General features: G+C 62.8%; 23 protein-coding genes. 18 read left to right on the top strand and 5 right to left on the bottom strand.

The window, feature by feature from the left end; translation table 11 throughout:
• Positions 1 to 2: 2 nt before the first annotated feature.
• From DX905_RS12210 to DX905_RS12220, 3 genes are read left to right on the top strand one after another with little or no spacing between them, the layout of a single operon-like run.
• Positions 3 to 1,730, top strand: a complete 1,728-nt coding sequence (locus DX905_RS12210; RefSeq protein WP_162875590.1) for a hypothetical protein — start codon at positions 3 to 5, stop codon at positions 1,728 to 1,730.
• A gap of 19 nt (positions 1,731 to 1,749) precedes the next feature.
• Positions 1,750 to 2,259, top strand: coding sequence for a toxin-activating lysine-acyltransferase (locus tag DX905_RS12215; RefSeq protein WP_116091585.1), 510 nt, complete (start codon positions 1,750 to 1,752; stop codon positions 2,257 to 2,259).
• Between the two features lie 18 nt (positions 2,260 to 2,277).
• Positions 2,278 to 3,309, top strand: coding sequence for a DUF6624 domain-containing protein (locus DX905_RS12220; protein ID WP_162875591.1), 1,032 nt, complete (start codon positions 2,278 to 2,280; stop codon positions 3,307 to 3,309).
• Between the two features lie 322 nt (positions 3,310 to 3,631).
• Here DX905_RS12220 and DX905_RS16300 read toward each other — a convergent pair whose 3' ends face one another.
• From DX905_RS16300 to DX905_RS12240, 3 genes are all read right to left on the bottom strand, one after another.
• Positions 3,632 to 4,534, bottom strand: a complete 903-nt coding sequence (locus DX905_RS16300; RefSeq protein WP_240320837.1) for a hypothetical protein — start codon at positions 4,532 to 4,534, stop codon at positions 3,632 to 3,634.
• Positions 4,535 to 5,944: 1,410 nt separating this feature from the next.
• Positions 5,945 to 6,418, bottom strand: coding sequence for a hypothetical protein (locus DX905_RS16090; RefSeq protein WP_162875592.1), 474 nt, complete (start codon positions 6,416 to 6,418; stop codon positions 5,945 to 5,947).
• A 111-nt stretch (positions 6,419 to 6,529) separates the two neighbouring features.
• Positions 6,530 to 6,931 carry a hypothetical protein gene (locus tag DX905_RS12240; protein WP_116091589.1) on the bottom strand — a complete coding sequence of 134 codons (402 nt, stop codon included), beginning with the start codon at positions 6,929 to 6,931 and terminating at the stop codon, positions 6,530 to 6,532.
• Positions 6,932 to 7,025: 94 nt separating this feature from the next.
• Here DX905_RS12240 and DX905_RS12245 point away from each other — a divergent pair, with 94 nt between their 5' ends.
• From DX905_RS12245 to DX905_RS12255, 3 genes are all read left to right on the top strand, one after another.
• Positions 7,026 to 7,430: a hypothetical protein gene (locus DX905_RS12245; protein WP_116091590.1), complete on the top strand. Its 405-nt coding sequence runs from the start codon at positions 7,026 to 7,028 to the stop codon at positions 7,428 to 7,430.
• A gap of 241 nt (positions 7,431 to 7,671) precedes the next feature.
• A complete protein-coding gene (locus tag DX905_RS12250) occupies positions 7,672 to 10,326 on the top strand; it encodes a glycoside hydrolase family 3 C-terminal domain-containing protein (protein ID WP_116091591.1) in 2,655 nt (884 codons plus the stop codon).
• 41 nt (positions 10,327 to 10,367) lie between these two features.
• Complete coding sequence (locus DX905_RS12255; protein WP_116091592.1) at positions 10,368 to 11,321, top strand: alpha/beta hydrolase; 954 nt, start codon at positions 10,368 to 10,370, stop codon at positions 11,319 to 11,321.
• Positions 11,322 to 11,382: 61 nt separating this feature from the next.
• Here DX905_RS12255 and DX905_RS16095 read toward each other — a convergent pair whose 3' ends face one another.
• On the bottom strand, positions 11,383 to 11,691 hold the full coding sequence (locus DX905_RS16095) for a hypothetical protein (RefSeq protein ID WP_162875593.1): 309 nt from the start codon (positions 11,689 to 11,691) through the stop codon (positions 11,383 to 11,385).
• A 217-nt stretch (positions 11,692 to 11,908) separates the two neighbouring features.
• Here DX905_RS16095 and DX905_RS12260 point away from each other — a divergent pair, with 217 nt between their 5' ends.
• From DX905_RS12260 to DX905_RS12275, 4 genes are all read left to right on the top strand, one after another.
• Entirely contained in the window at positions 11,909 to 12,811 is a 903-nt protein-coding gene (locus tag DX905_RS12260) for an ATP-grasp domain-containing protein (protein WP_116091593.1), read from the top strand.
• Positions 12,812 to 13,828, top strand: a complete 1,017-nt coding sequence (locus DX905_RS12265) for an LLM class flavin-dependent oxidoreductase (protein WP_116091594.1) — start codon at positions 12,812 to 12,814, stop codon at positions 13,826 to 13,828.
• A 74-nt stretch (positions 13,829 to 13,902) separates the two neighbouring features.
• On the top strand, positions 13,903 to 14,829 hold the full coding sequence (locus DX905_RS12270; protein WP_116091595.1) for an ABC transporter ATP-binding protein: 927 nt from the start codon (positions 13,903 to 13,905) through the stop codon (positions 14,827 to 14,829).
• Complete coding sequence (locus tag DX905_RS12275) at positions 14,826 to 15,596, top strand: ABC transporter permease (RefSeq protein WP_116091596.1); 771 nt, start codon at positions 14,826 to 14,828, stop codon at positions 15,594 to 15,596. The genes DX905_RS12270 and DX905_RS12275 overlap by 4 nt, the downstream gene beginning before the upstream one ends.
• A gap of 80 nt (positions 15,597 to 15,676) precedes the next feature.
• Here DX905_RS12275 and DX905_RS12280 read toward each other — a convergent pair whose 3' ends face one another.
• Positions 15,677 to 15,895, bottom strand: coding sequence for a hypothetical protein (locus tag DX905_RS12280; protein WP_116091597.1), 219 nt, complete (start codon positions 15,893 to 15,895; stop codon positions 15,677 to 15,679).
• A 312-nt stretch (positions 15,896 to 16,207) separates the two neighbouring features.
• Between DX905_RS12280 and DX905_RS12285 the strand changes: the two genes are divergently transcribed.
• The 8 genes from DX905_RS12285 to kdpA all read left to right on the top strand — a co-directional run bounded on the left by DX905_RS12285 (position 16,208) and on the right by kdpA (position 20,752).
• A complete protein-coding gene (locus DX905_RS12285) occupies positions 16,208 to 16,414 on the top strand; it encodes a cold-shock protein (protein ID WP_116091598.1) in 207 nt (68 codons plus the stop codon).
• A gap of 4 nt (positions 16,415 to 16,418) precedes the next feature.
• A complete protein-coding gene (gene infA / locus DX905_RS12290; protein ID WP_116091599.1) occupies positions 16,419 to 16,682 on the top strand; it encodes a translation initiation factor IF-1 in 264 nt (87 codons plus the stop codon).
• A 239-nt stretch (positions 16,683 to 16,921) separates the two neighbouring features.
• Positions 16,922 to 17,113 carry a hypothetical protein gene (locus DX905_RS12295; RefSeq protein ID WP_116091600.1) on the top strand — a complete coding sequence of 64 codons (192 nt, stop codon included), beginning with the start codon at positions 16,922 to 16,924 and terminating at the stop codon, positions 17,111 to 17,113.
• Positions 17,110 to 17,346 carry an antitoxin Xre/MbcA/ParS toxin-binding domain-containing protein gene (locus tag DX905_RS12300; protein ID WP_116091601.1) on the top strand — a complete coding sequence of 79 codons (237 nt, stop codon included), beginning with the start codon at positions 17,110 to 17,112 and terminating at the stop codon, positions 17,344 to 17,346. The genes DX905_RS12295 and DX905_RS12300 overlap by 4 nt, the downstream gene beginning before the upstream one ends.
• 24 nt (positions 17,347 to 17,370) lie before the next feature.
• Positions 17,371 to 18,252 carry a transglutaminase family protein gene (locus tag DX905_RS12305; RefSeq protein ID WP_116091602.1) on the top strand — a complete coding sequence of 294 codons (882 nt, stop codon included), beginning with the start codon at positions 17,371 to 17,373 and terminating at the stop codon, positions 18,250 to 18,252.
• On the top strand, positions 18,209 to 18,712 hold the full coding sequence (locus DX905_RS12310) for a hypothetical protein (RefSeq protein WP_116091603.1): 504 nt from the start codon (positions 18,209 to 18,211) through the stop codon (positions 18,710 to 18,712). The genes DX905_RS12305 and DX905_RS12310 overlap by 44 nt, the downstream gene beginning before the upstream one ends.
• 233 nt (positions 18,713 to 18,945) lie before the next feature.
• Positions 18,946 to 19,035: a K(+)-transporting ATPase subunit F gene (kdpF, locus tag DX905_RS12315; RefSeq protein WP_116092531.1), complete on the top strand. Its 90-nt coding sequence runs from the start codon at positions 18,946 to 18,948 to the stop codon at positions 19,033 to 19,035.
• Positions 19,036 to 19,048: 13 nt separating this feature from the next.
• On the top strand, positions 19,049 to 20,752 hold the full coding sequence (kdpA, locus tag DX905_RS12320) for a potassium-transporting ATPase subunit KdpA (protein WP_116091604.1): 1,704 nt from the start codon (positions 19,049 to 19,051) through the stop codon (positions 20,750 to 20,752).
• The last annotated feature ends 8 nt before the right edge of the window (positions 20,753 to 20,760 follow it).

The raw sequence follows: 20,760 nt of genomic DNA on the forward strand, positions 1-20,760 counted from the left end.
CATTGCTCAACGATGTTGAGTTGGCGCACGACCCACGGCGACTTTCCTCCTGTGGCACAGTCGAGTTTGCGGTTCGGCCGATCCCGACGGCACGCCTTGCATGGCTGAACCGGCGGTGGTTTCTCGAACGCGGCGTCGATGTTTCGGACGAGGCGATCCGCAGCGAAATCGCGGAGGCCCTGATGAACCGTTACGCGGTTCAATCGGTGGCAGGATCCCCCGATGAGAAGTGGCTATTCGAAGCCGATTTATATGGGGCGACCGGCGGCGCTGATCATGGGGGGAGTGGTCGGTGCGGAATATTCGGCGGCTTTAATGCGAAAGGGATCGGCCGGACACCGCTCGTTTCGGATAATGTGGACGCGATACACAAGACTGGCTTGATGAGCCTCGCCGAGGCGATCCGCGAAGTCATAATATCGGAAATCTGCCATTCGGAATTACCCCATGGGGCTGTCCCGATTTTGGCGGTCATCGACAGGGGCTTTGCGCATTCGACGGTTCCCAACGTGCCGGAAGAGCGATCGGCCATCGTCGTCCGACCAAATTTCATTCGCCCGGCTCACCTTGAGCGTAGCATCTTCTTTGGGGATGCCGGAGCGCGCACTTCCCATCAATATGTCGATGCGAGCCGCGTCGCCGAGGCTGCCCGTGCTGTGTCGCGCGGCGCCGGCGTCTACCCCGGTGTGAAGCAGATATTTTCTAGACTTGCCGAGCAGCTCGGCGCGGCCCTCGCCTATCGGTTATGGCCAGGGCGCTTCCTTACATCCAATCTCAGCATCGACGGTGCCTTCGTCGATTTCGGCGCCTTCCGGGCCGTGCCGAGCTGGCGACGTTGTCTCGGTCTTGCCGGTGAATGCTTCGGGTCGGAAACGCAGCAACTACGCCTCGGCTTCGCTTCCGTTCTCTATTATTATGCAAAATATGCGGAAGGAGATGAGCTGGATTTCAACGTCACCGAATTTTACAATGCGCTTCCGAACCTGGTGCAACGCGCCTTTTTGGATGCGTGCCTTGAGGGGCTGGGCGTCCAGCGCGCGACGTTTGGCGAGCAGCCAGCGCTCGAGGGGCTGATTTCCGCTTACTATGCGCAAGAGCAACAGATGCTCGAGGGCGACGGCCCGGAGTGCGGACCTTCGACAATATATACAATATTATCGGGCGGCGATTGTGATGGCAGCTGCCCGATGGAAATCCGGCGTGCCCAAGAATTGATTGCCGAGCTCGATCGGTTGCAATCCGCCGGATTTCCGGTTTCGCGATCGAGAAGCATGGTCTTCTTCGCGCCGCGCACCTCTCTGAACTTCGCTACTTTTAATGCGGAAGTGGAAGAATTCACGAGCGGTCTGACTCACGAGAACGAGGTCGAAACATCCATTGCCGCCTTTGTCGAAGCGCAATTCTTCATGGCAATTCGCAGCTGGCGGCATCTGGATCCGGAACTTGAGGTGATCCGCTACGCGACCGACGTCGTCTCGTCGGTTCTCGTCTGCCGCGACCCTGGCGATGGCGCCGTCAGCTTGCATCTGGAAGGCCCGTTTCTCACCGGTCATCTGCACGTCCTTGGCGGTGTGCTGAGCCCGGATGCTCTCGCGACGCCGCTGTCCGTGGAAGCGGGGAGGGCCTGGTTCCGCCAACCGCTGGCCGACCTTGGCCAGGTCGCACCGGTCCTGAACGGCCTTGGCATCGATAGCGATCGCCAGCTTCGGCGCTTCGGCGGCAGCGCCTGACAATGGCCACCGAACGCTCATGATCGAGCCGCCCCATCGCGTGACCACCTACCCGGAAAGCGCCTTTGAGATGCGCGTGTCGGCTCAGCTGGGGCACGCATGCCGGCTGCTCTGGGCGACAAGTGGGAAGAAGCCGGTGATGCTGGCGGATGTGGTACGTCGGCTTATTGCCCCTGTCCGGCTCGATCAGATTGAGTTCCTGTTCAATTCACACGGGGTGCCGATTGGCTACGCCACCTGGGCTTTCTTGAGCAAAGACTCTGGCGATAAGCTGGCGGCGGACCCGGCCTATATCCTTCATCTGAGCGAATGGAACGAAGGGGATCAGCTTTGGATCGTCGATATGGTTGCGATCCCCGGGCAAATTAGCAACCTGGTGCGAAAGCTCAGGAGAGGGCGCTTGTCCGCATTTAGCCGCGCTCATGGCGCTCGCCTTCGCCGCGACCAAAGCGGCGTTCGCGCCGCCAGTGTCAGTCTACGTCCGCGCTCGCAGGATGCGGAGAAAATTTACGCCGATGAAACAGCGTAATAGCGCTGGGAGGATGGCATGAAGGCGCACCGTTGGTCGAGCGCGCTTGGGCTCTTCTTAATGTTGAACGTCGCGACGGCCGCGGCGTCGTCGGCAACCGGCGACCCGCCACCGGAGATCGCTCCCTTTATTCAAGCTGGGAAATACCATCCGGGGGAATTCGAATGGGTGCGGGGGGCGTATGCCGGCGCCAGTCCGGCGGAGCGGGCCACGTATCTGCGGATCGCGCGCTGGGCTACAGATTGCCTGCAACAGGCCCAGACGCGCCTGAAAGTGGATCTGGCGGAGCGGGGCTACCCAAAGGCGGCGGTGCAAAGCGTGCCGGTCGGCCCATTGCTGTGCCGCCAACTCGCCGTCCAGCCATTATTGGGGAATGGCAAAACACGGATAGCATTCGCGACGGCCGCGGCACGTGCGGCGTTGGTATCTCATGGTTTCCTGACTGCCGTTGCGTTGGTGAATTCCGCAGCCCGGGTCGGTATTTCGACCCCAGGCGAATTTCTGACGGCGCAGACGCTGGGCGAACAGGTGCTGAGGCAAGCAACGAACGAGCGCTTCGGGCATGGCCAGGATGCTCTTCCGCTGACGGAGGATGAGCGGGCAGTCGTTCTGGCGCGGGTTTCGGTCGCCATTGCAGATCAGGATCACGAAAATACCGAATTGCTAAAATCCATCGTGACGCAAAAAGGCTGGCCGAGGATATCTGAATTCGGCGTGGCCGGCGCACACGCAGCTTGGCTGCTGGCACAGCATGCCGACGCCGATCCGATCTTTCAGCTCGATGTTTTGAAGAAGATGGAGCCGCTCATCTCGAACGGCGAGGTCACGAAGCAAGATTACGCCTATCTGTACGACCGGGTCTTTTTGAAACTGACCGGTCGGCAGCGATATGGCACGCAGACAAGCTGTTCCAAGGCGATGCGCGTGCCGCAGCCCCTTGAGGATCCGGCCGCCGTTGACGGGCTGCGCCGCGGCATCGGCCTCCCTTCGGAGGCGGATTATCTGGAGCAGATGAACCATATGCTGGGCTCTTGTCCGCCCCAGCCCTAGGCGTTCGTGGCCGGACTTTGGCTCCGCGTCGGTTGGTCTACGACTCTGCTATTCCGACACGGCGGTCACGATTGGAAATGGCCGCGGGCCGCGTACGCTAACGCGCGCAATATCATTTTTGGCGTGCGCCCGAGCACAAGCGGGTCATGAGGGGCGCTGACCGGAAGGTTGGCTGTCGAAATCGGGGGTCGCGGCTCGTTGTCATGGCCACGCCTGAAGCGCGCGAAGCGTTCGACAATGCGGAACATAGTGTCCACCCTCTCCGATTGTGACGAGTTTAGCGGATATTGAAGCGCTGAAAAGCAAAGGAATTGTATTCCTCCTATTCGCCGTTCGACAGGGTTTGCTCGCCGGTTGGCGGTACACGAAGCGCGTCACGCAGGCTTTTGGGGACAAGCGCACGATCGAAAGGCTCCGAGATCGCTCCACTCTCCGTCCTAACCTGCGTACCCAGCACCTGGGGCTGCCCGATGTTGAGGAGATAACGATCTAGGCTTGCCGCAGCGATCCAAAGCGCATCATGCCGGCCCCGGGCTACCGCAGCGAGCGCGAGCAGATGGGACAGCAAATAGTCGGTGGCGCAATCGCCGTGCTGAAATACGAAAGCGGCGTGATAGAAGTCGGATCCACTATTAAGCTGACCGGATTCGAGCAGCTGCGAGGTTCGGTTGCGGCCTTGCTGGTCCCCCGAAGTAGCGGCTTGCAGCGGCTCGTGTCTTGGCGCGCCGTTGTTCTGATCAGCCGCGAAAATCGCCTCCATTTCGGCGCTCGTCGAATGCGCGACCGCGACATCATAGCTGCGGCCTGGGTCCCACGGCTCTGACAGCTCGCGGCTTGGTGAGCGGACTAGCGGAAGCTCCTGGAGATTGGTGCCTTCAAAGCTGATCTTCGCCGCGCCTGAGTTAATTTCATGGATGATCATTGAATAGGGGTAGTTGTCAGGCTCTGCGCCCTCGAAGACAAGTTCAATACCGCCAGCTATATTTTGTCCATTTTTTGTCGATTCCTTGACCAGAGAGCCCGACACGTTCGTGAAGGATGTGCCGTCGAACTGGAAGTTTTCCGGATGATGCCAGTCACCTCTCCACCTTCTTCCGACCCTCTGCACTGCAACGCGAAACACCACCTTTCCCGAAGCAAGCAGGTACCAGGTTCCAGCAAGTGTCCCGCGCTGGAAAATGGCCTCAACCAGGCCGCGAAGTATCGTGAGCAACCGGACAGCCATGATGTGCCCTTCAATCTTCCGGTCAGCACGTATGCGCAAAATCGGGCCTGAAAAGGGTTTTTCGAGAAGAATTCGTTGATCAGCCCACGTTGCGCCAAAGCTTCTCGTAAAGCGGCCTCGAAGGACGGCCCATCGCCAAAGCAGAGCACACCCATCGCCTACAGGCCTGCCGCCATCCTGCCGTGCGGTTGACGTCCACCTTTGCGGTGAAAATCCGTCTTTGTAGGTCGTTGCCCTACAGCCAATAAACCGCGCTTTCCGTATAGCGATTACATTGCGGCGGATTTCCCCACGCTGGATAGCGTTGCAACGCATCGATATTAATTCAGCGGTGGATGTAACAGTATAGCCGTTTATACTATCCCACACCCGTTAACCAGTCACACCAAAATGGCTAAAAAAGGCGACTGGCCGCGTGAACAAGCGGCATAAGGCCGAGCGATGCTGCATGATCAAGCTCATACGAAGTTACGATTCCCAAGGTATCTAGTCCATTCCGGTTGGTTAGACTCGACTCGTTACTTAATGCAGGGCAACTTACTCCCGATTCTGTCGCTATATACTGTCGGGGGGCGGTCGCATGGGACGAAGACATGCATATGAATATGGGCTGCCGTGCCTGCTCGGCAGGCACAGGCGGGGGATATCCTACCGCGTTGGCCGGCATCGCTATTCCGAATGCCTGCAATGTGGCGACGATCTGATAAGCAAGGATCGTCGCTGGCGACGAGCTGGCGCCGAGGAAATTCCGGCTCACTGGAGGCCCAAGCCCCGGGCGAAGTTGCGTGGGCGACGTTATGGCGCTGTCATCACAGCCTTTTCCATCATCCTCGCAGCGGAAGCCTCGTATAGCATCATGCTCCGCTTCCCTGAATCGTCGGAAGCGCCGCGCGGTTTCGTGGCGACGCAGGCCGCGGTCTCCGCGAGTTGTGCCCTGCCTGGCCCTTCCTTGCCGACGATGGTCGCAGCCAAGCTCGTGGCAGCTCGCCCGACCTGATCTTGGATCTCCCCTGTTCGCCCTCGCCGGTCAGCACAGGAGATCGACCGACATCCATGGTGGCCGGAAAAGAGATCGGCAGTCTTGCCTTTATAGTTTTCGCCTAGGGCGCAGGTGCTTCATGTATTTCATGGCTTTGCTAAGTCTCGTCTGCGCAATCGCGTCACGGCTTCTTGCACTACGCTGGGAGATAGCGCCGCGCTCGGCGGCGGAACATTGGACGGTAGCCCGAAAAAGGGTCGCCAATGTGCACGCCGCCAAGACGGGCTCCCTGTATCTCGGCGGCGCGGCGGTCATGTTGGGTGTCGTGGCCGAGATCCTCCGATAGCCGCAGGTCAGGCAACGCAGCTCTCTACCTGGCTATCAACCTCGGCGACGTCCGGATATGCAAAGCGGCCGTCGGGGGAGGCGCCCTATATTGCCGCATCGTCCTTCACCCGAAACGATCGGAAGACCAGGAATCCGGCGAGGAGCCACGGCAGGCCGAAGAACATCCCAAAAAGCTGAAACGATGCGAGATCCTCAAACATCCATAGGGGGTCCGTAAAGAAACCGATGGCCAAGGGCGGGAGCATGATGGCGGGCATCAGGAACGCATTGACCGCCCAACCGCGTAATCGCCAGCGCCGGCTCGGCGGACGCGCCGTCCTCCAATAATGAACAAAGGCCTGTCGAACGGAGCGCATCGCAAGGCTTATTATGGTGCAGCAGCGGCTGATTGCACCAGAAGTCTTCGCGCGGCGGCGTGCTTGCGTTAGGCGGTAACGATGGTGAGCATCTCCGCAATCGATCGCGCGTTTGATCTGGCTAGATCGGGACAGTGCCGTAGCGTCTCTGAAATCATTCGCCGCCTGCCGGCGGCCGACCGCGTCGCGGTTGAAGCGCATCTCGCTCAGCCGGCGGCCAGACGGGAGCTCATTCTGATCTGCAGCGCCGCCTGGCTCGCGGCCGAATGAAGGTTTCGGGCGCCGCAGCCGAACTGCCCTATTCGACGCGGTCTACCGGACCGGCGCCCCGCTCACCTGCGCCATTCGATCGAAGCGTGCCGGCGTCAGATTCAGCAGGAGTCCCGCTCGTCCAAGGCCGAAGGCGGTCACCGGCACGCGCAGCGCCCATTTGCGGGATTTAACGACGGCGAGAGAGCCGTCCGAATAGGCGATCCTGCCGATAACCGGGCCGCTGCTCGAATATACGGAATCCCCGACCCGGATCTGTTCAGGCTTCGCTGGGTAGGAAAGATTGTTCGATCCTGAACCCGCATAGTTGGTCGGACCGAAATAACTGCCGCTTGCCGCACCCAATATCCCGGTCCCGGCGGGCGGCGTGAAAGCGGTTGATTGGGAGATTGCGGCAGTTGGGGCCAATGCGAATATCATCAGCGCAGCCGTTCGAAGCAACATCCGTTCCTCCTGTCTGTTCGACTTCTTTACCACAGCCGTTCGAGACGGCACAGATCGCCGTTGCGTCGAGACAAGGAGTAAGCGACCATAGCCAATGCTGATCTCCAGCTTCCTTGCGCTGGCCGCGGCCCAGCTTCCCGTAGTGCATATGACCGAGCCCACGACGCCCAGCCGCGTGCATATCGGCTATGAAGCAACATGTGCCGGGCACAGCGTGGATCTATCCTATACGCCAGGAATCGGCCCCGGCGCTTCCTCGGTGGATCACATCGCGATCGATCGAGTTCGGCTTGCCGCCGAGGAACTCGAAAAGCTCGACCTCCTGATCAGCGGCGCCAGCCTCGAACACATATCTTTATGGGACTGTGACGCCCCGGGGGGTGAAATTTCCTACCGGCTGTTACTCAGTCTCAGCGCCGGGTCCGCAAAGCGCCTGTCGCGGCCCGAACATACCCCGTTCACTATCACGCAGGGCAAAGTGTCATTCGAGCGACGGTAACTGAGCTTCTAGCGAAGGCCGTCGGCGGGGATCGCAATATCTCGACCGCCCAAAACAACGCAACGATAACTCAGACAAAATTGTTGATACCGCTAACGTCGCAGCATAGGCTCCACGCCATGAGAGAAGCAGCCACCGCCTGTCGGAACGGCTGATGCGCTAATGATAGCGCAACCGACGTACCGTCATGTTGTGTCGGCAAGATGCGGTCGAACCGCTCGGCCAAGCGGGGGGAGAAGGAATGCGGCGCTATCTGATCCAATCATGTGCGTTTCTGCTTGCGGGTGTCGCGCTTGGAAGCGCCGGCATTGCTCAACCTCCCGCGCCCTCGCCCTCCGCGCCGCCCATCTCGGCCGCGCGCGCCGACGCCGATCGCCTTGCCGCTGCGCTCGTCAAGCGGATGGCGATCGACGAAAAGATCGGCCAGCTGGTCAATGTCGCACCCTCCATCCCCCGGCTCGACATTCCCGCCTATAATTGGTGGACGGAATCGCTGCATGGCGCGATCGGCGCGGTGCCCACCACCAACTTTCCCGAACCGATCGGGCTGGCGGCGACGTTCGACGCACCCTTGTTACACGACGTTGCCGCCACGATCAGCGTCGAGGTGCGCGCGCTGCATACGCTCGGCCGGCAGACCGGCAAGCTCGGCAAGATCGGGACGGGCCTCGATACCTGGTCGCCGAACATCAATATCTTCCGCGATCCGCGCTGGGGACGCGGCCAGGAAACCTATGGCGAAGATCCGTTCCTGACCGCGCAGATGGGTGTGGCGTTCGTCACGGGAATGCAGGGGGCCAATCCCGATTTGCCCGACGTGATCGCGACGCCCAAGCATTTCGCCGTCCATAGCGGCCCTGAATCGACGCGCCATGTCGCCAACGTCTTCGTATCGCGGCACGATCTTGAAGATACTTACCTGCCCGCGTTTCGCGCGGCGATCGTCGATGCGCATGCCGGCTCGATCATGTGTGCCTATAACCGGATCGATGGCCAGCCGGCGTGTGCGAGCAATCTGCTCCTTAAGGAGCATCTGCGCGGCGCCTGGGGCTTCAGCGGCTACGTCGTGTCCGATTGCGATGCGGTGGTCGATATTTCCGACCATCATAAATATGCGAGCGATCCTGCCGCAGGTGTCGCGGCTGCGATCGACGCCGGCGTCGACAATGAATGCAACACCACGACCTTGTCTGGCGCCACGAATCTGGGCGAACGCTACAAGCAGGCGGTCGCGCGCGGCCTGATCACCGAACAGGATCTCGATCGCGCGCTGATCCGTCTTTTCTCCGCCCGCTTTCGCAATGGGGATCTTCCCGGCCTGCCCCAACGGGCTGTGTCGTCCGTGCCGGTGAGCGCGATCGGCACTCCGGGCCATCAGGCGCTGGCATTGAAGACCGCCATCGAATCCATGGTGCTGCTCAAGAACCAGGCGGTTCTGCCGCTCAATGCCTCGACCAGGATCGCAGTGATCGGTCCGCTGGCCGATGCGACCCGCGTCTTGCGCGGCAATTATTCGTCGCCCGCCAGCGCCCCGCCGGTCTCGGTGCTCGCCGGGTTACGCACGGCAATGCCGCGCGCACAGATCAATCTGATACCGTTCACCGCCTCGATCACCGATGGCGATCCGGTGCCGGATTCCGCGTTCGTCACGAGCGACGGCAAACCCGGCCTGCAGACAGATTATTACAACCCGGCAACGGCCACGAGCTATGAGGTCCGGCCCGTGGTCTCACGCGTCGAGCCCGGCATGGCCTCCCATGCGTCGGAGCTCGAGCAAGTCGCCGAACGGCACAAGGTGACCTGGAACGGCTTCCTGGTAGCGCCCGAAAGCGGAACATATCGTATCGCGGTGACCGGCGTGAAGGGATCGCTCGACGTCGGCGGCAAGCCCGCCATTTCTTCGGACCGCTATTCGCGCTGGGCCGAACCGCTGCAGCTGATCGAGGTCCGGCTGGAGAAAGGGCAGCGTTATCCGGTCCATTTCCAATCCGAAGGCGGCGTGTCGGCGGGAACCGGCATGTTCTGGAAACGGATATCCACCGATCCCGACGCCGACCTGACTGCGGGGGTTCGCAACGCCGATGTGGTTGTCGCGGTCGTCGGCCTTACCTCCGATCTCGAAGGCGAGGAAATGCCGGTCCAGGTCGAAGGTTTCGCGGGCGGCGACAAGACCAGTCTCCAGCTTCCGGCCGACCAGCGCCGCCTGCTGGAAAAAGCGCACGCGCTCGGCAAGCCCCTGATCGTGGTGCTGATGAACGGTAGCCCGATCGACCTGGCCTGGGAGAAGGATCATGCGGCGGCCATCCTGGAGGCCTGGTATCCGGGCCAGTCCGGCGGCCTGGCGGTCGCCAATATCCTGTCGGGCAAGGCCAACCCCGCCGGCCGTCTGCCGCTGACTTTCTATCGCGGCATCGACGATCTGCCGCCGTTCGACGATTATGCGATGGCAGGGCGCACCTACCGTTATTTCACCGGAAAGCCGGTTTACCCCTTTGGCTACGGCCTGAGCTTCACCAGCTTCGCCTACGAGCCGCTCATCTTGGACGCAGCGCCCGGCGGGGCCGAAAACGGGCTGCGTGTGACGACCCGGGTGCGCAATACGGGTTCGCGCGCAGGCGACGAGGTCGCCGAGCTCTATCTGAACTTCCCCGCGGCGCCCGGAACACCGCGCGTCGCGTTGCGGGGCTTCCAGCGCCTGACGCTGCAGCCGGGCGAAAGCCGGGCGATCGCGTTCGACCTGAGCTCGCGCGACCTGAGTAGCGTCACCGCCGACGGCACGCGCCATGTCGGGATCGGACGATATCGCGTGCATGTCGGGTCAGGCCAGCCCGACACCGGCCAGCCGGTGCAGTCGGCGAGCTTCACGACCCGGGTCGAGGTCGCGCTGCCGCGCTGATGCGCCCAAAAATATCCATCGAACAGCGAGGAATTGGCAAAATGAAGCGAGCGAACGGAACCTGCGGGACGCGACTGATCAAGGCAGCGGGCGCGGCCTTGGCGGGGATCGCGTTGGCCTGTGCAGCACCGGCGCAGGCACAGAATGACCGGATGACCCCGATTGCGACACCCGCTCAGCCGAGCGCGATCGTGCTCGGCACTGGCCCTCTCGCCGGAGCCACCGTCCCGGAATCCTGGCACAGCCAATATGGCAGCGTCTTCGCGCGCAACGTCACTGTCGCCACGCTTACGCCGTTCCTGCCGGACCCGGCCAAGGCCTCGGGCGCGGCGGTGATCGTGGCGCCCGGAGGCGGCTTCCGAACCTTGTCGATGGAAAATGAGGGCTGGGACGTAGCGCGCGCGCTCGCCGCGAAGGGGGTGGCGGCATTCGTCCTCAAATACCGGCTCAACCAGACGCCGGCCGACATGGCGAGCTTCGAGCAATCGATGCGCGCGATGTTTTCCGGGCCGGTGCGGCCGCCGCGGAGCGGTGCAGCCGGCGCGATTGCCGGCCTGAGCCCGCAGATCGCGGACGCGCGCGCCGCATTCGAGCTGGTCCGCGCGCGCGCCGAGGCGTGGCGGATCGACCCTGACCGTGTCGGCATGGTCGGCTTCTCGGCCGGGGCCATGCTGACCCTGGCGACCGAGCTTGCCGGCGAGGACGCGAAGCCGGCGTTCATGGGCATCATCTATGGGCCGCTATCGCCGGTCGCGGTTCCGGCGAACGCCCCGCCGATGTTCGTCGCGCTGGCGGCGGACGATCCGCTGTTCGGCAATGGCGGTTATGGCCTGATCGACAGCTGGCGGACGGCAAAGCGGCCGGTCGAATTTCATCTCTATGAGCAGGGCGGACACGGCTTCGGCATGTATCCGAAGGAAACCACCAGCACCGGATGGTTCGACGCATTCGTCCGCTGGATCGGGATGCACGGCATGCTCAAGTCAGCGCGATGACGGATCGGCCGTCCGATAGCTGGTCGAGATGATCCGGGGTCGCGAACTCGCCCGGTCCGCGTCAAGCAGGAGCTAGAAGCCGCCAGCAATAGAAAGCCTCGGCGGTGACGACGAGCGACAGCATGATGACGAGGGCTATGTAGACTCGTCCGCGCAGCTGGCGGTGGGGTTTCGCTCTCCAGCGGGCCGGCACTTCGTTCGGGCGCGGCCGCCGCCAGCGATGGTTCGCGCGGATCAGGTCGCCGCCACAGTGGAGGCATTCCGAATAGGTGTGCCGTCCGACGCGGAAGGTCGGCCCGTGGCGATGCAGGCCCAGCAGGCAGGATAGCTGATATTGGCGCGCGTGACGCCGGAGCGATCGACCATTCACGTCAAGCAGCCTTTGAAAACATCGCCTCACCTGTCGCATCGCCGCGCGGCATGTCCAGAGGACCGATCCACAGTGGATCAACTCCTTGTCCTGGCACGGGAATGGCCGCGAAGCCGTTGGGCCTTCTCACGGCCGGCCCACGACTCTAGGAGGCCGGACGCATGGGATCCTAATGGTGGCGCGGCCGTGACAGGCCGCTTGGTGATGGTGGTGAAGCGTGAGCAAGCTGGCGATTTTATATGAGCACCCTGCCTGGTTCGTGCCGCTGTTCGAGGCGCTCGACCGGCGCGGCATCGCCTATCGAGCATTGCGGCCGGACGGCGATTTCGATCCGGCGGACGGCTCCGTTCCGGCGCCGGTGGTGTTCAACCGCATCGCCATGTCCAGCTTCCTGCGCAGCCACGAGCATCCCATCTTTCATGCGATGGCGCTGCTCGATCATTGGCGGCGCGCCGGCGCGCGGATCATCAACGGGCCCGGCGTGCTCGCGATCGATGCGTCCAAGGCGCGCCAGCTCTCGCTGATCGCGTCGCTCGGGTTGGCAATTCCGGCGACGAGGGTCGTCCATCGCGCCGCCGACGTAGAGGCCGCTGCGGCGACGATCGGCTTTCCGCTCGTGGTCAAGGCGAATATCGGCGGTTCGGGCGCGGGCATCGTGCGCTTCGACGACATGGCCGCTTTGCGTCATGCGGTCGCCGCCGGGGAATTGCCAACCAGCGTCGACGGCGTGCTGCTGGTGCAGGATTATGTCCCTGCGCGCGGCGGCGCCATCACCCGGGTCGAGACGCTCGACCGCGCCTTCCTCTACGCGATCGATGTCGCCGGCGATGGCGCCTTCGACCTATGCCCGGCCGATGCCTGCGTCGTAGGCTCGCCGATCCGCATGACTGCCGTCCAGCCCGGCCCGGAATTGGTGGATGCCGCCGAGCGCATCGCTCGCGCCGCCAATCTCGATGTCGGCGGGGTCGAGGTGATGATCGACGATCGCGATGGGGTGCCGCGCTTCTACGACATTAACGCATTGTCGAACTTTGCCGCGAGGCCGCTTGAACTCCTTGGCTGGGATCCGCACGAGCGGCTGGTCGATTACCTGGCCGCACGGATCGAGGAGGCGCGCTGAATGCGTTACGGATATTGGACGCCCGTATTCGGCGGATGGCTGCGCAACGTCGCCGACGAGCGGATGGAGGCGAGTTGGGACTATACCAAAAAGCTGACGCAGGATGCCGAACGCTGGGGCTATGATCTGACGCTGATCGCGGAGCTCAACCTCAACGACATCAAGGGGATCGACCAGCCTGCGTTGGACGCCTGGTCAACCGCTGCGGCGCTGGCGGCGGTGACCGAGCGGGTCGAGCTGATGGTCGCGGTGCGTCCCAACTTCCACCAGCCGGCTTTGTTCGCCAAGGCGGCCGCCAATATCGATCGGATATCCGGGGGACGGCTCGCGCTCAACGTCGTCTCGTCCTGGTGGGCTGACGAGGCGCGGCAATACGGCCTGCAATTCGACGAGCATGACGATCGTTATGCGCGCACTTCTGAGTGGCTCGATGTCGTGGACGGGCTGTGGACGCAGGAGCGGTTCAGCTTCACCGGCCATTATTATCGGACCGAGGAGGCAATCTGTGCGCCCAAGCCGGCCAAGCGCCCGACCGTCTATGCCGGCGGGGAGAGCGAAAAGGCCAAGACGATGATCGCGGCGCAATGCGATGCCTATGTCATGCATGGCGATCCGGTGGCGGCGATCGCGCCCAAGATCGCGGACATGGCGGCGCGGCGCGAAGCGGCGGGGGGTGCGCCGATGCACTATGGCATGGCTGCCTATGCGATTGTGCGCGATAGCGAGGCCGAGGCACAGCGCGAGCTCGAGCGCATCACCAACGTCAGCGAGTTGCCGGCCGGCTACGCCAATTTCGACCAATGGCTGTCGGGCACGCAGCTCGAGCGCGAATTGAAGATCCAGGAATATTCGGTTTCCAACCGTGGGCTGCGCCCCAACCTCGTCGGCACGCCCGAACAATTGCGCGAGCGGATCGAGGAATATGAAGCCGCGGGGCTCGATCTGCTCCTCCTGCAGATGAGCCCGCAGGCGGAGGAGATGGAGCGTTTCGCGCAGCAGGTGATGGGCACGGCCTGATCTGCGCGGGCACTTTTGTACCGGACCGACACAAACGCTTTCGTAATTCGCGCCAATGCGGCAAGGGGCGTCGCATGCCTCCGATCCTCACCGTCAGCGCCGCCACCAAACGCTATAAGTCGGGGCTGACCGCGCTCGACAATGTCGACCTGGAAATCGAGCGGGGCGAGATCTTCGCATTGCTTGGCCCCAATGGCGCCGGCAAGACGACCCTGATCAGTGTCGTCTGCGGCACGGTGAAGATGACCTCGGGCAAGGTCACGATCGACGGCCATGATATCGCCACGGATTATCGCGCCGCGCGCGCCAAGGTCGGGCTGGTGCCGCAGGAAGTCGCGGTCGACATCTTTTCGACGGTGCTGAATACGGTCAGCTTCAGCCGCGGCCTGTTCGGACGCGCCCCCGATTCCGCCTATATCGAACAATTGCTGCGCGACCTGTCGCTGTGGGACAAGCGCGACAGCAAGATCATCGAACTTTCGGGCGGCATGAAGCGCCGCGTGATGATCGCCAAGGCGCTGAGCCATGAGCCGGATCTGCTGTTCCTCGACGAACCGACCGCGGGCGTCGACGTCAACCTGCGGCGCGACATGTGGGCACTCGTGCGCAAGCTACGTGCCAAGGGCGTCACCATCATCCTCACCACCCATTATATCGAGGAGGCCGAGGAGATGGCGGATCGCGTCGGCGTGATCGACCATGGCCGCATCCTGCTGGTCGAGGACAAGGCTGCGTTGATGCGCAAGCTCGGCAAGCGCCGGCTGACGCTCGCGCTGCAGGAGCCGATGTCGTCGATCCCGGATGAGCTTTCGACCTGGCCGCTCACGCTGGACGAGGACGGCAGTCACCTCATCTACACGTTCGATGCGGAGGCTGAGGACACGGGCATGCCGTCCCTGCTGCGGCGGCTGGGCGAGCTCGGCATCGATTTCCGCGATCTCGATACCGCGCGCAGCTCGCTGGAAGATATTTTCGTCGGACTGGTGGAGCGCGCGGCATGAGCGGTTTGAACGCGTTCGGCATGCGGGCGATCTACAAGACCGAGATGGCGCGCACCTTGCGCACCGTCTGGCAGAGCATCGCGACCCCAGTGATCACCACCGCGCTCTATTTCATCGTGTTCGGCGGGGCGATCGGCTCGCGCATCCAGCATGTCGGCGGTGTCGGCTACGGCGCCTTCATCGTGCCCGGCCTGATCATGCTGACCTTGCTCACGCAGAGCATCAGCAATGCCTCGATCGGCATTTACTTCCCCAAATTCACCGGCACGATCTTCGAGATCTTGTCGGCGCCGATGTCTTACGTCGAAACGGTGGCTGCCTATGTCGGCGCGGCCGCGACCAAATCGGTGGCGATCGGGCTGATCATCCTCGTGACCGCCACCTTCTTCACCGAAGTCCGCATCCTGCATCCGGTGTGGATGATCGCGTTCCTGCTGTTAACGTCGATCGCATTCAGCCTGTTCGGCTTCATCATCGGCATCTGGGCACGGAGCTTCGAGCAGCTCGCGATCATCCCGTCCCTGATCGTGACGCCGCTGACATTCCTCGGCGGCGCCTTCTACTCGATCGACATGCTGCCCCAGCCGTGGCGCACGATCAGCCTGTTCAACCCGGTGGTCTACCTGGTGAGCGGCTTCCGCTGGAGCTTTTACGGTATCGGCGATGTCGGCGTGGCCGCCAGCCTCGGCTTCACCGCCGCGTTCCTCGCGGTGTGCCTGATCCTGTTGTGGTGGATCTTCAGGACGGGATGGCGGCTGAAACCATAGCCGCACATTCGGATAGACCGGATTACGCGATCTGACGAAGCGGACTGCGCTCCGTCAGACCGAGATCGGGTCCAGCCCGTTCAGGCATTCATGGTGCGGGTCGGGATACGATTGACCGGGCCGGTGATGATCTTGTCGCGATAAATGCGGCCGATCGTCGCTGCGGCATCGCCGGTCTGCAATACGATGCGGGTCCCGCCGGAAACGAGGGCTTCGATCTGGGTGATCGCGACCTTCTGCTTCACGCACGTGGCGAGGACATGCTCCTTGGGAGCATTGAGGTTGAGTGCGCGTGACATCGTGAAATCTCCTGCGCGGTTTCAACCGCGCCAGCCGGAATAGGCAAGCTGCCTTAGCACAAGACCCAAACGGAGTCGCGGGCTTTCAAATAAATTCCCATTTCCGTCAGAATATTCCAAAAAGATGGCGTCTAATCATTTCCCGACGTGGGGCTCAGTTGATTTTTCATGGAATAAGCCCTATTTGGGTGATGCTAACGTCGCCTGCGACGGAATTCGATGCCCTTTTGGGTTAATTGTTCCATTTCACGCTTCACGGCCCTTCCGGCACGCTGCCGGCGGGAACCCCGTTTTCGTGAAAGGAAACATCCCATGCCAGTAGGCACCGTAAAATTCTTCAATAACGACAAGGGCTTCGGCTTCATTGCGCCCGACGACGGCGGCAAGGACAGCTTCGTCCATATCAGCGCGGTAGAACGCGCCGGCATGGGCACGCTCGAGCAGAACCAGCGCCTTCGCTACGAGGTCGAAGCCGACCAGCGTGGCCGTGAGTCAGCGGTTAATCTCGAGGCTGCCTAAGATTATGGCCAAAGAAGATCTGATGACCTTCGACGGCCTGATCGACGAGATCTTGCCGGACGGGCGCTTTCGCGTCCTGTTGGATAACGAGCACAAGATCATAGCCTATACGGCGGGACGGATGCGGCGAAACCGCATCCGCTCCGTCGTGGGCGACCGCGTCCAGGTGGAGATGACTCCGTACGACCTAGACAAGGGCCGGATCATCTTCCGCGAGCCGACGGCACGCGTGATCGGATCGGGCCAGCGCCGGACGTTCAGACGTTAGCGTCACCACAATCACTTACGAGACGCGCACCCTTTTGCGCGCCAGGAAACAATGCACACTCAATTCGCAACAAGCGCGGCGCGTTCAAGCCGCCCCCAGGTCCATAGCTCCACCGTTCGCCCAGCGAGGCAACAGCAGCATTTTTCACCATTGTCCGGCCACGAGCTGCGCCGGATCGTCGCGGAGATGCTCGGCTAGCCCGCCATATTCCTGCAACACCAGTCCGCCAGGAGCCGCTTATGTCTACTACCAGTGATCTCTATCTGGCGCGCGCGGCCGATGCCGCGGAGCAGGCCGCGGCAACCACGCTCGCCAACGTCAAGGAAAGCTGCCTTCGTTCCGAAGCGGCCTGGCGATCGATGGCGGAGCGTGCGATCCGTGCGGAAACCATGCGCGATGCCGCGCGTCCTGCCGAGGGAAATGCCGCATGAACAAGCCTTTCCGTAATCGGTTCGACGGACCCCGGCTGGCGCCCGAACAGGCGGCGCGCCAGGGCCGCGCCTCGCGCCTTGCCTTCGATGCGCTGCGCGAGCCGGCCGCGGTCATGGCTTTTCTCAACTCCCATGACGATGCGCTCGGCGGTCGTCCGCTCGATCTCGCCATTGCCAGTCCCGAGGGGCTGGCAAGCGTGGAACGTGCGCTGGCGGCGCGTTCGGCCGGCTGATCACCCTGCGAACGGAACCAGGCCATGCTGCTGACGATCCGCCATCGCACCACCTATAATTATGCGAACCCGGTGACATTGCAGCCGCATCGGCTGCTGCTGTGTCCCCGCGGCAATTACGATCTCACGCTGGTGGCGCGTCAGATCGAATGCATGCCGGCGGCCAGCATCGACTGGAGCCAGGACACGTTCGGCAACCTTATCGCTAGCGCGACATTTGCCGAGACCAGCGACCGCCTGACGATCGACAGCCACATGGTCGTCGAACAATGCGCGCAGGCCTGGCCGGTGTTCACGATCGCGCCGTCAGCGCATCTCCACCCTTTCACTTATTCCCCCGACGAAATGCTGGATCTCGGAGCATTGCTCGTTCCTGGGCCGCAGGACGCGGGCGGCCGGCTGCCGGCTTGGGTGCAGAGCTTCGTGAGCGACAGCCCGACCGACACATTGTCGCTGCTGCAGGCGATCAACAGCCGTATCAACGGCGATGTCGCCTATCGTTCGCGCGACGAGGAGGGGACGCAATCCGCCTCCGAGACGCTCGCCATCGCCAGCGGCTCATGCCGCGACATGGCAACATTGTTCATCGAAGCCGCGCGCCTGCTCGGTTTCGGCGCGCGCGCGGTTTCCGGCTATCTGTACGATCCGACCGGCGACGAGCATCAGCATGGCTCGACCCATGCCTGGGCGGAAGTCTATCTGCCGTGCGCGGGCTGGATCGCGTTCGATCCCACCAATGCCCGGATGGGCAGCGCCAATCTCGTTCCGGTTGCGGTCGCGCGCACCATCGGCCAGATCATGCCGATCACCGGCGGCTTCATCGGCGGCCCTGACGATTTCGTGGACATGGCCGTCGAGGTGCATGTTACGGGCCAGCCGGTGCAGCCTGATCCCCAGGGAAGCTGACATCGCATCGCCATTCGACTTCTGGCTCGGCCTGTGGAGCAGTGGCGCCAAGGCGACGCAGACCGGCCTTCGCTTCACCGAGATGATGGCCGCATCGAGCGAGGTCATGCACAGCCGCCTCGGCTCGATCGCCCATGCCATGAGCGATCCGTTGAACGGCGATTACCGCGAACTCGGCCGGATGGTCCCGGAAAAGGTCGAGGCCTTTTCCCGCGCCGGCGCCTCGATGATGGGTGACGTCGGCGCGCTTCAGGCGAACATGCTTGCAGCCTGGACACATGGTGCCGCCGTCATGCTTTCGGGGCGGCCATCGACGCTCGCCGATGCGGCGACGGCGTGGACCCGCTCGGGCGATATGTTCGAGCGGTCGATCGGCATGAGCGGCAAGGCAATGGCGCCGATCCACAAGCAGGCGACCGCCAATGCACGGCGCCTGCGCGCGAAGCGCACCAAGGCCTGAGGCTGCGGCATTGCGCGTAACGCGGCGGAAAATCCGCCTCGGTTTATGCAAAACCTATGCGGTATTCGTTTCTCGCGTCTCGTTTCCCTACGCGCCCGCTGCCTAATGGCTGATCCTCAGGCTTAACCGCGAGGATCACGTGCAGGACATCATCTGGCTCGCAATCATCGTCGGACTGTTGGCGGCCACGCTCGCTTACGTCCGGCTGTGCGACAATGCGTGAGGGGCTGGACATGACCCTCGATCTCTCGCTCGCCGCGCTGACCGCGCTCGGCCTCCTCTTTTACCTCGTGGCCGTGCTTTTGCGGCCCGAGCGCTTCTGACGGGGCGCCCATCATGACATTCCAAGGCTGGATCCTGATCCTCGCTTTCTTCGCGGTCCTGCTGGCCATCACCAAGCCGGTGGGCATGTGGCTGTTCGCGCTGTACGAGGGCCGCCGCACGCCGCTCCATGCGCTGCTCGGCCCGGTCGAGCGTGGCTTCTATCGATTGTCCGGGATCGATCCCACCGCGGAGATGGGCTGGCGCCGTTACGCCGTACACATGCTGGTGTTCAACACGGTGCTGGCATTGTTCACCTATGCCATCCTGCGGCTCCAGGCCTATCTGCCGCTCAACGCGCCGGGAATGGCCAATATCGGTCCCGACGGGGCCGCCAACGTCGCGGTGAGCTTCACCACCAACACCAATTGGCAATGGTATTCGGGCGAGGCGGCGATGTCGAACCTCAGCCAGATGCTGGGCCTGACGATCCACAATTTCACCTCGGCCGCGACCGGCATTGCGCTCGCCTTTGCTTTCTTCCGCGGTTTTGCGCGACGGCAGGCATCGACGCTCGGCAATTTCTGGGCGGATATGACGCGGATCACGCTCTACCTGCTGCTGCCGGTCTCGGTCGTCTACGCCATTTATTTGTTGGCGAGCGGTGTGCCGCAGACGCTGACCCAGCAGATCACGGCCACCACGCTTGAGGGCGTCAAGCAGACGATCGCGCTCGGGCCGATCGCGTCGCAAGAGGCGATCAAGATGCTCGGCACCAACGGCGGCGGGTTCCTCAATGCCAACAGCGCACATCCGTTCGAGAATCCCAGCGCGCTCACCAACCTCGTCCAGATGCTGTCGATCTTCTCGCTCGGCGTCGGCCTCACCTGGTGCTTCGGCAAGGCGGTCGGCAACGTGCGCCAGGGCTGGGCGATCCTGTCGGCGATGCTGATCATGGTCATGGCCGGCGTCATCGTCTGCTATTGGCAGGAGGCCGCGGGCAATCCGGTCCTGCATCAGCTTGGCCTTGCCGGGGGCAATATGGAGGGCAAGGAGGTTCGCTTCGGCACCGCCGCCTCCGCTTTGTTCGCGGTGGTCACGACCGCCGCCTCCTGCGGCGCGGTCAATGCCATGCATGACAGCTTCACCGCACTGGGCGGCATGGTGCCATTATTCAACATCCAGCTCGGCGAGATCGTCGTCGGCGGGGTCGGCTCGGGCATTTACGGCTTCCTGCTGTTCGCCATCCTGGCGGTGTTCGTCGCCGGGCTGATGGTCGGCCGCACGCCGGAATATGTCGGCAAGAAGATCGAAGGACGCGAGGTCAAATTGGCCGTGCTGGCGATCGCGGTGCTGCCGCTCGCAATCCTCGGCGGGACCGCCATTGCGAGCGTCACCGGCGCCGGGCTGGCGGGGCCACTCAACAAGGGCCCGCACGGCTTTTCGGAGATACTCTACGCCTTCACCAGCGCGGTCGGGAATAATGGATCGGCCTTTGGCGGCATCACCTCGGGCACGCCCTTCTACAATGGCGCGCTGGCGGTGTGCATGTGGGTCGGGCGCTTCTTCGTGATCGTGCCGATGCTGGCCATCGCCGGCAGCCTCGCCGCCAAGAAGCATATCCCCGAAAGTGCGGGTTCCTTCCCGACCACCGGCGGGCTCTGGGTCGGCCTGCTGATCGGGGTGATCCTGATCATGGGCGGCCTGACCTTCCTGCCGAGCCTCGCGCTCGGACCCATCGCCGATCATCTCGCGATGATCGGTGGCCACCTCTCCTGATCCTGGGA

Origin of the sequence: Sphingomonas crusticola, from assembly GCF_003391115.1 — a bacterium.
Taxonomy (GTDB): Bacteria; Pseudomonadota; Alphaproteobacteria; order Sphingomonadales; family Sphingomonadaceae; genus Sphingomonas_I; species Sphingomonas_I crusticola.

Excerpts from the sequence above, each read along its gene's own strand:
- DX905_RS12305 (WP_116091602.1), top strand. The coding sequence starts at position 17,371 with ATGCTGCTGACGATCCGCCATCGCACCACCTATAATTATGCGAACCCG.
- DX905_RS16090 (WP_162875592.1), bottom strand. The coding sequence starts at position 6,418 with ATGCGCTTCAACCGCGACGCGGTCGGCCGCCGGCAGGCGGCGAATGAT.
- DX905_RS12245 (WP_116091590.1), top strand. The coding sequence starts at position 7,026 with ATGCTGATCTCCAGCTTCCTTGCGCTGGCCGCGGCCCAGCTTCCCGTA.
- DX905_RS12310 (WP_116091603.1), top strand. The coding sequence starts at position 18,209 with ATGTTACGGGCCAGCCGGTGCAGCCTGATCCCCAGGGAAGCTGACATC.
- DX905_RS12220 (WP_162875591.1), top strand. The coding sequence starts at position 2,278 with ATGAAGGCGCACCGTTGGTCGAGCGCGCTTGGGCTCTTCTTAATGTTG.
- DX905_RS12275 (WP_116091596.1), top strand. The coding sequence starts at position 14,826 with ATGAGCGGTTTGAACGCGTTCGGCATGCGGGCGATCTACAAGACCGAG.
- DX905_RS12285 (WP_116091598.1), top strand. The coding sequence starts at position 16,208 with ATGCCAGTAGGCACCGTAAAATTCTTCAATAACGACAAGGGCTTCGGC.
- kdpA (WP_116091604.1), top strand. The coding sequence starts at position 19,049 with ATGACATTCCAAGGCTGGATCCTGATCCTCGCTTTCTTCGCGGTCCTG.
- DX905_RS12295 (WP_116091600.1), top strand. The coding sequence starts at position 16,922 with ATGTCTACTACCAGTGATCTCTATCTGGCGCGCGCGGCCGATGCCGCG.
- kdpF (WP_116092531.1), top strand. The coding sequence starts at position 18,946 with ATGACCCTCGATCTCTCGCTCGCCGCGCTGACCGCGCTCGGCCTCCTC.
- DX905_RS12250 (WP_116091591.1), top strand. The coding sequence starts at position 7,672 with ATGCGGCGCTATCTGATCCAATCATGTGCGTTTCTGCTTGCGGGTGTC.
- DX905_RS12265 (WP_116091594.1), top strand. The coding sequence starts at position 12,812 with ATGCGTTACGGATATTGGACGCCCGTATTCGGCGGATGGCTGCGCAAC.
- DX905_RS16300 (WP_240320837.1), bottom strand. The coding sequence starts at position 4,534 with ATGGCTGTCCGGTTGCTCACGATACTTCGCGGCCTGGTTGAGGCCATT.
- DX905_RS12215 (WP_116091585.1), top strand. The coding sequence starts at position 1,750 with ATGATCGAGCCGCCCCATCGCGTGACCACCTACCCGGAAAGCGCCTTT.
- DX905_RS12240 (WP_116091589.1), bottom strand. The coding sequence starts at position 6,931 with ATGTTGCTTCGAACGGCTGCGCTGATGATATTCGCATTGGCCCCAACT.
- DX905_RS12255 (WP_116091592.1), top strand. The coding sequence starts at position 10,368 with ATGAAGCGAGCGAACGGAACCTGCGGGACGCGACTGATCAAGGCAGCG.
- infA (WP_116091599.1), top strand. The coding sequence starts at position 16,419 with ATGGCCAAAGAAGATCTGATGACCTTCGACGGCCTGATCGACGAGATC.
- DX905_RS12280 (WP_116091597.1), bottom strand. The coding sequence starts at position 15,895 with ATGTCACGCGCACTCAACCTCAATGCTCCCAAGGAGCATGTCCTCGCC.
- DX905_RS12300 (WP_116091601.1), top strand. The coding sequence starts at position 17,110 with ATGAACAAGCCTTTCCGTAATCGGTTCGACGGACCCCGGCTGGCGCCC.
- DX905_RS12270 (WP_116091595.1), top strand. The coding sequence starts at position 13,903 with ATGCCTCCGATCCTCACCGTCAGCGCCGCCACCAAACGCTATAAGTCG.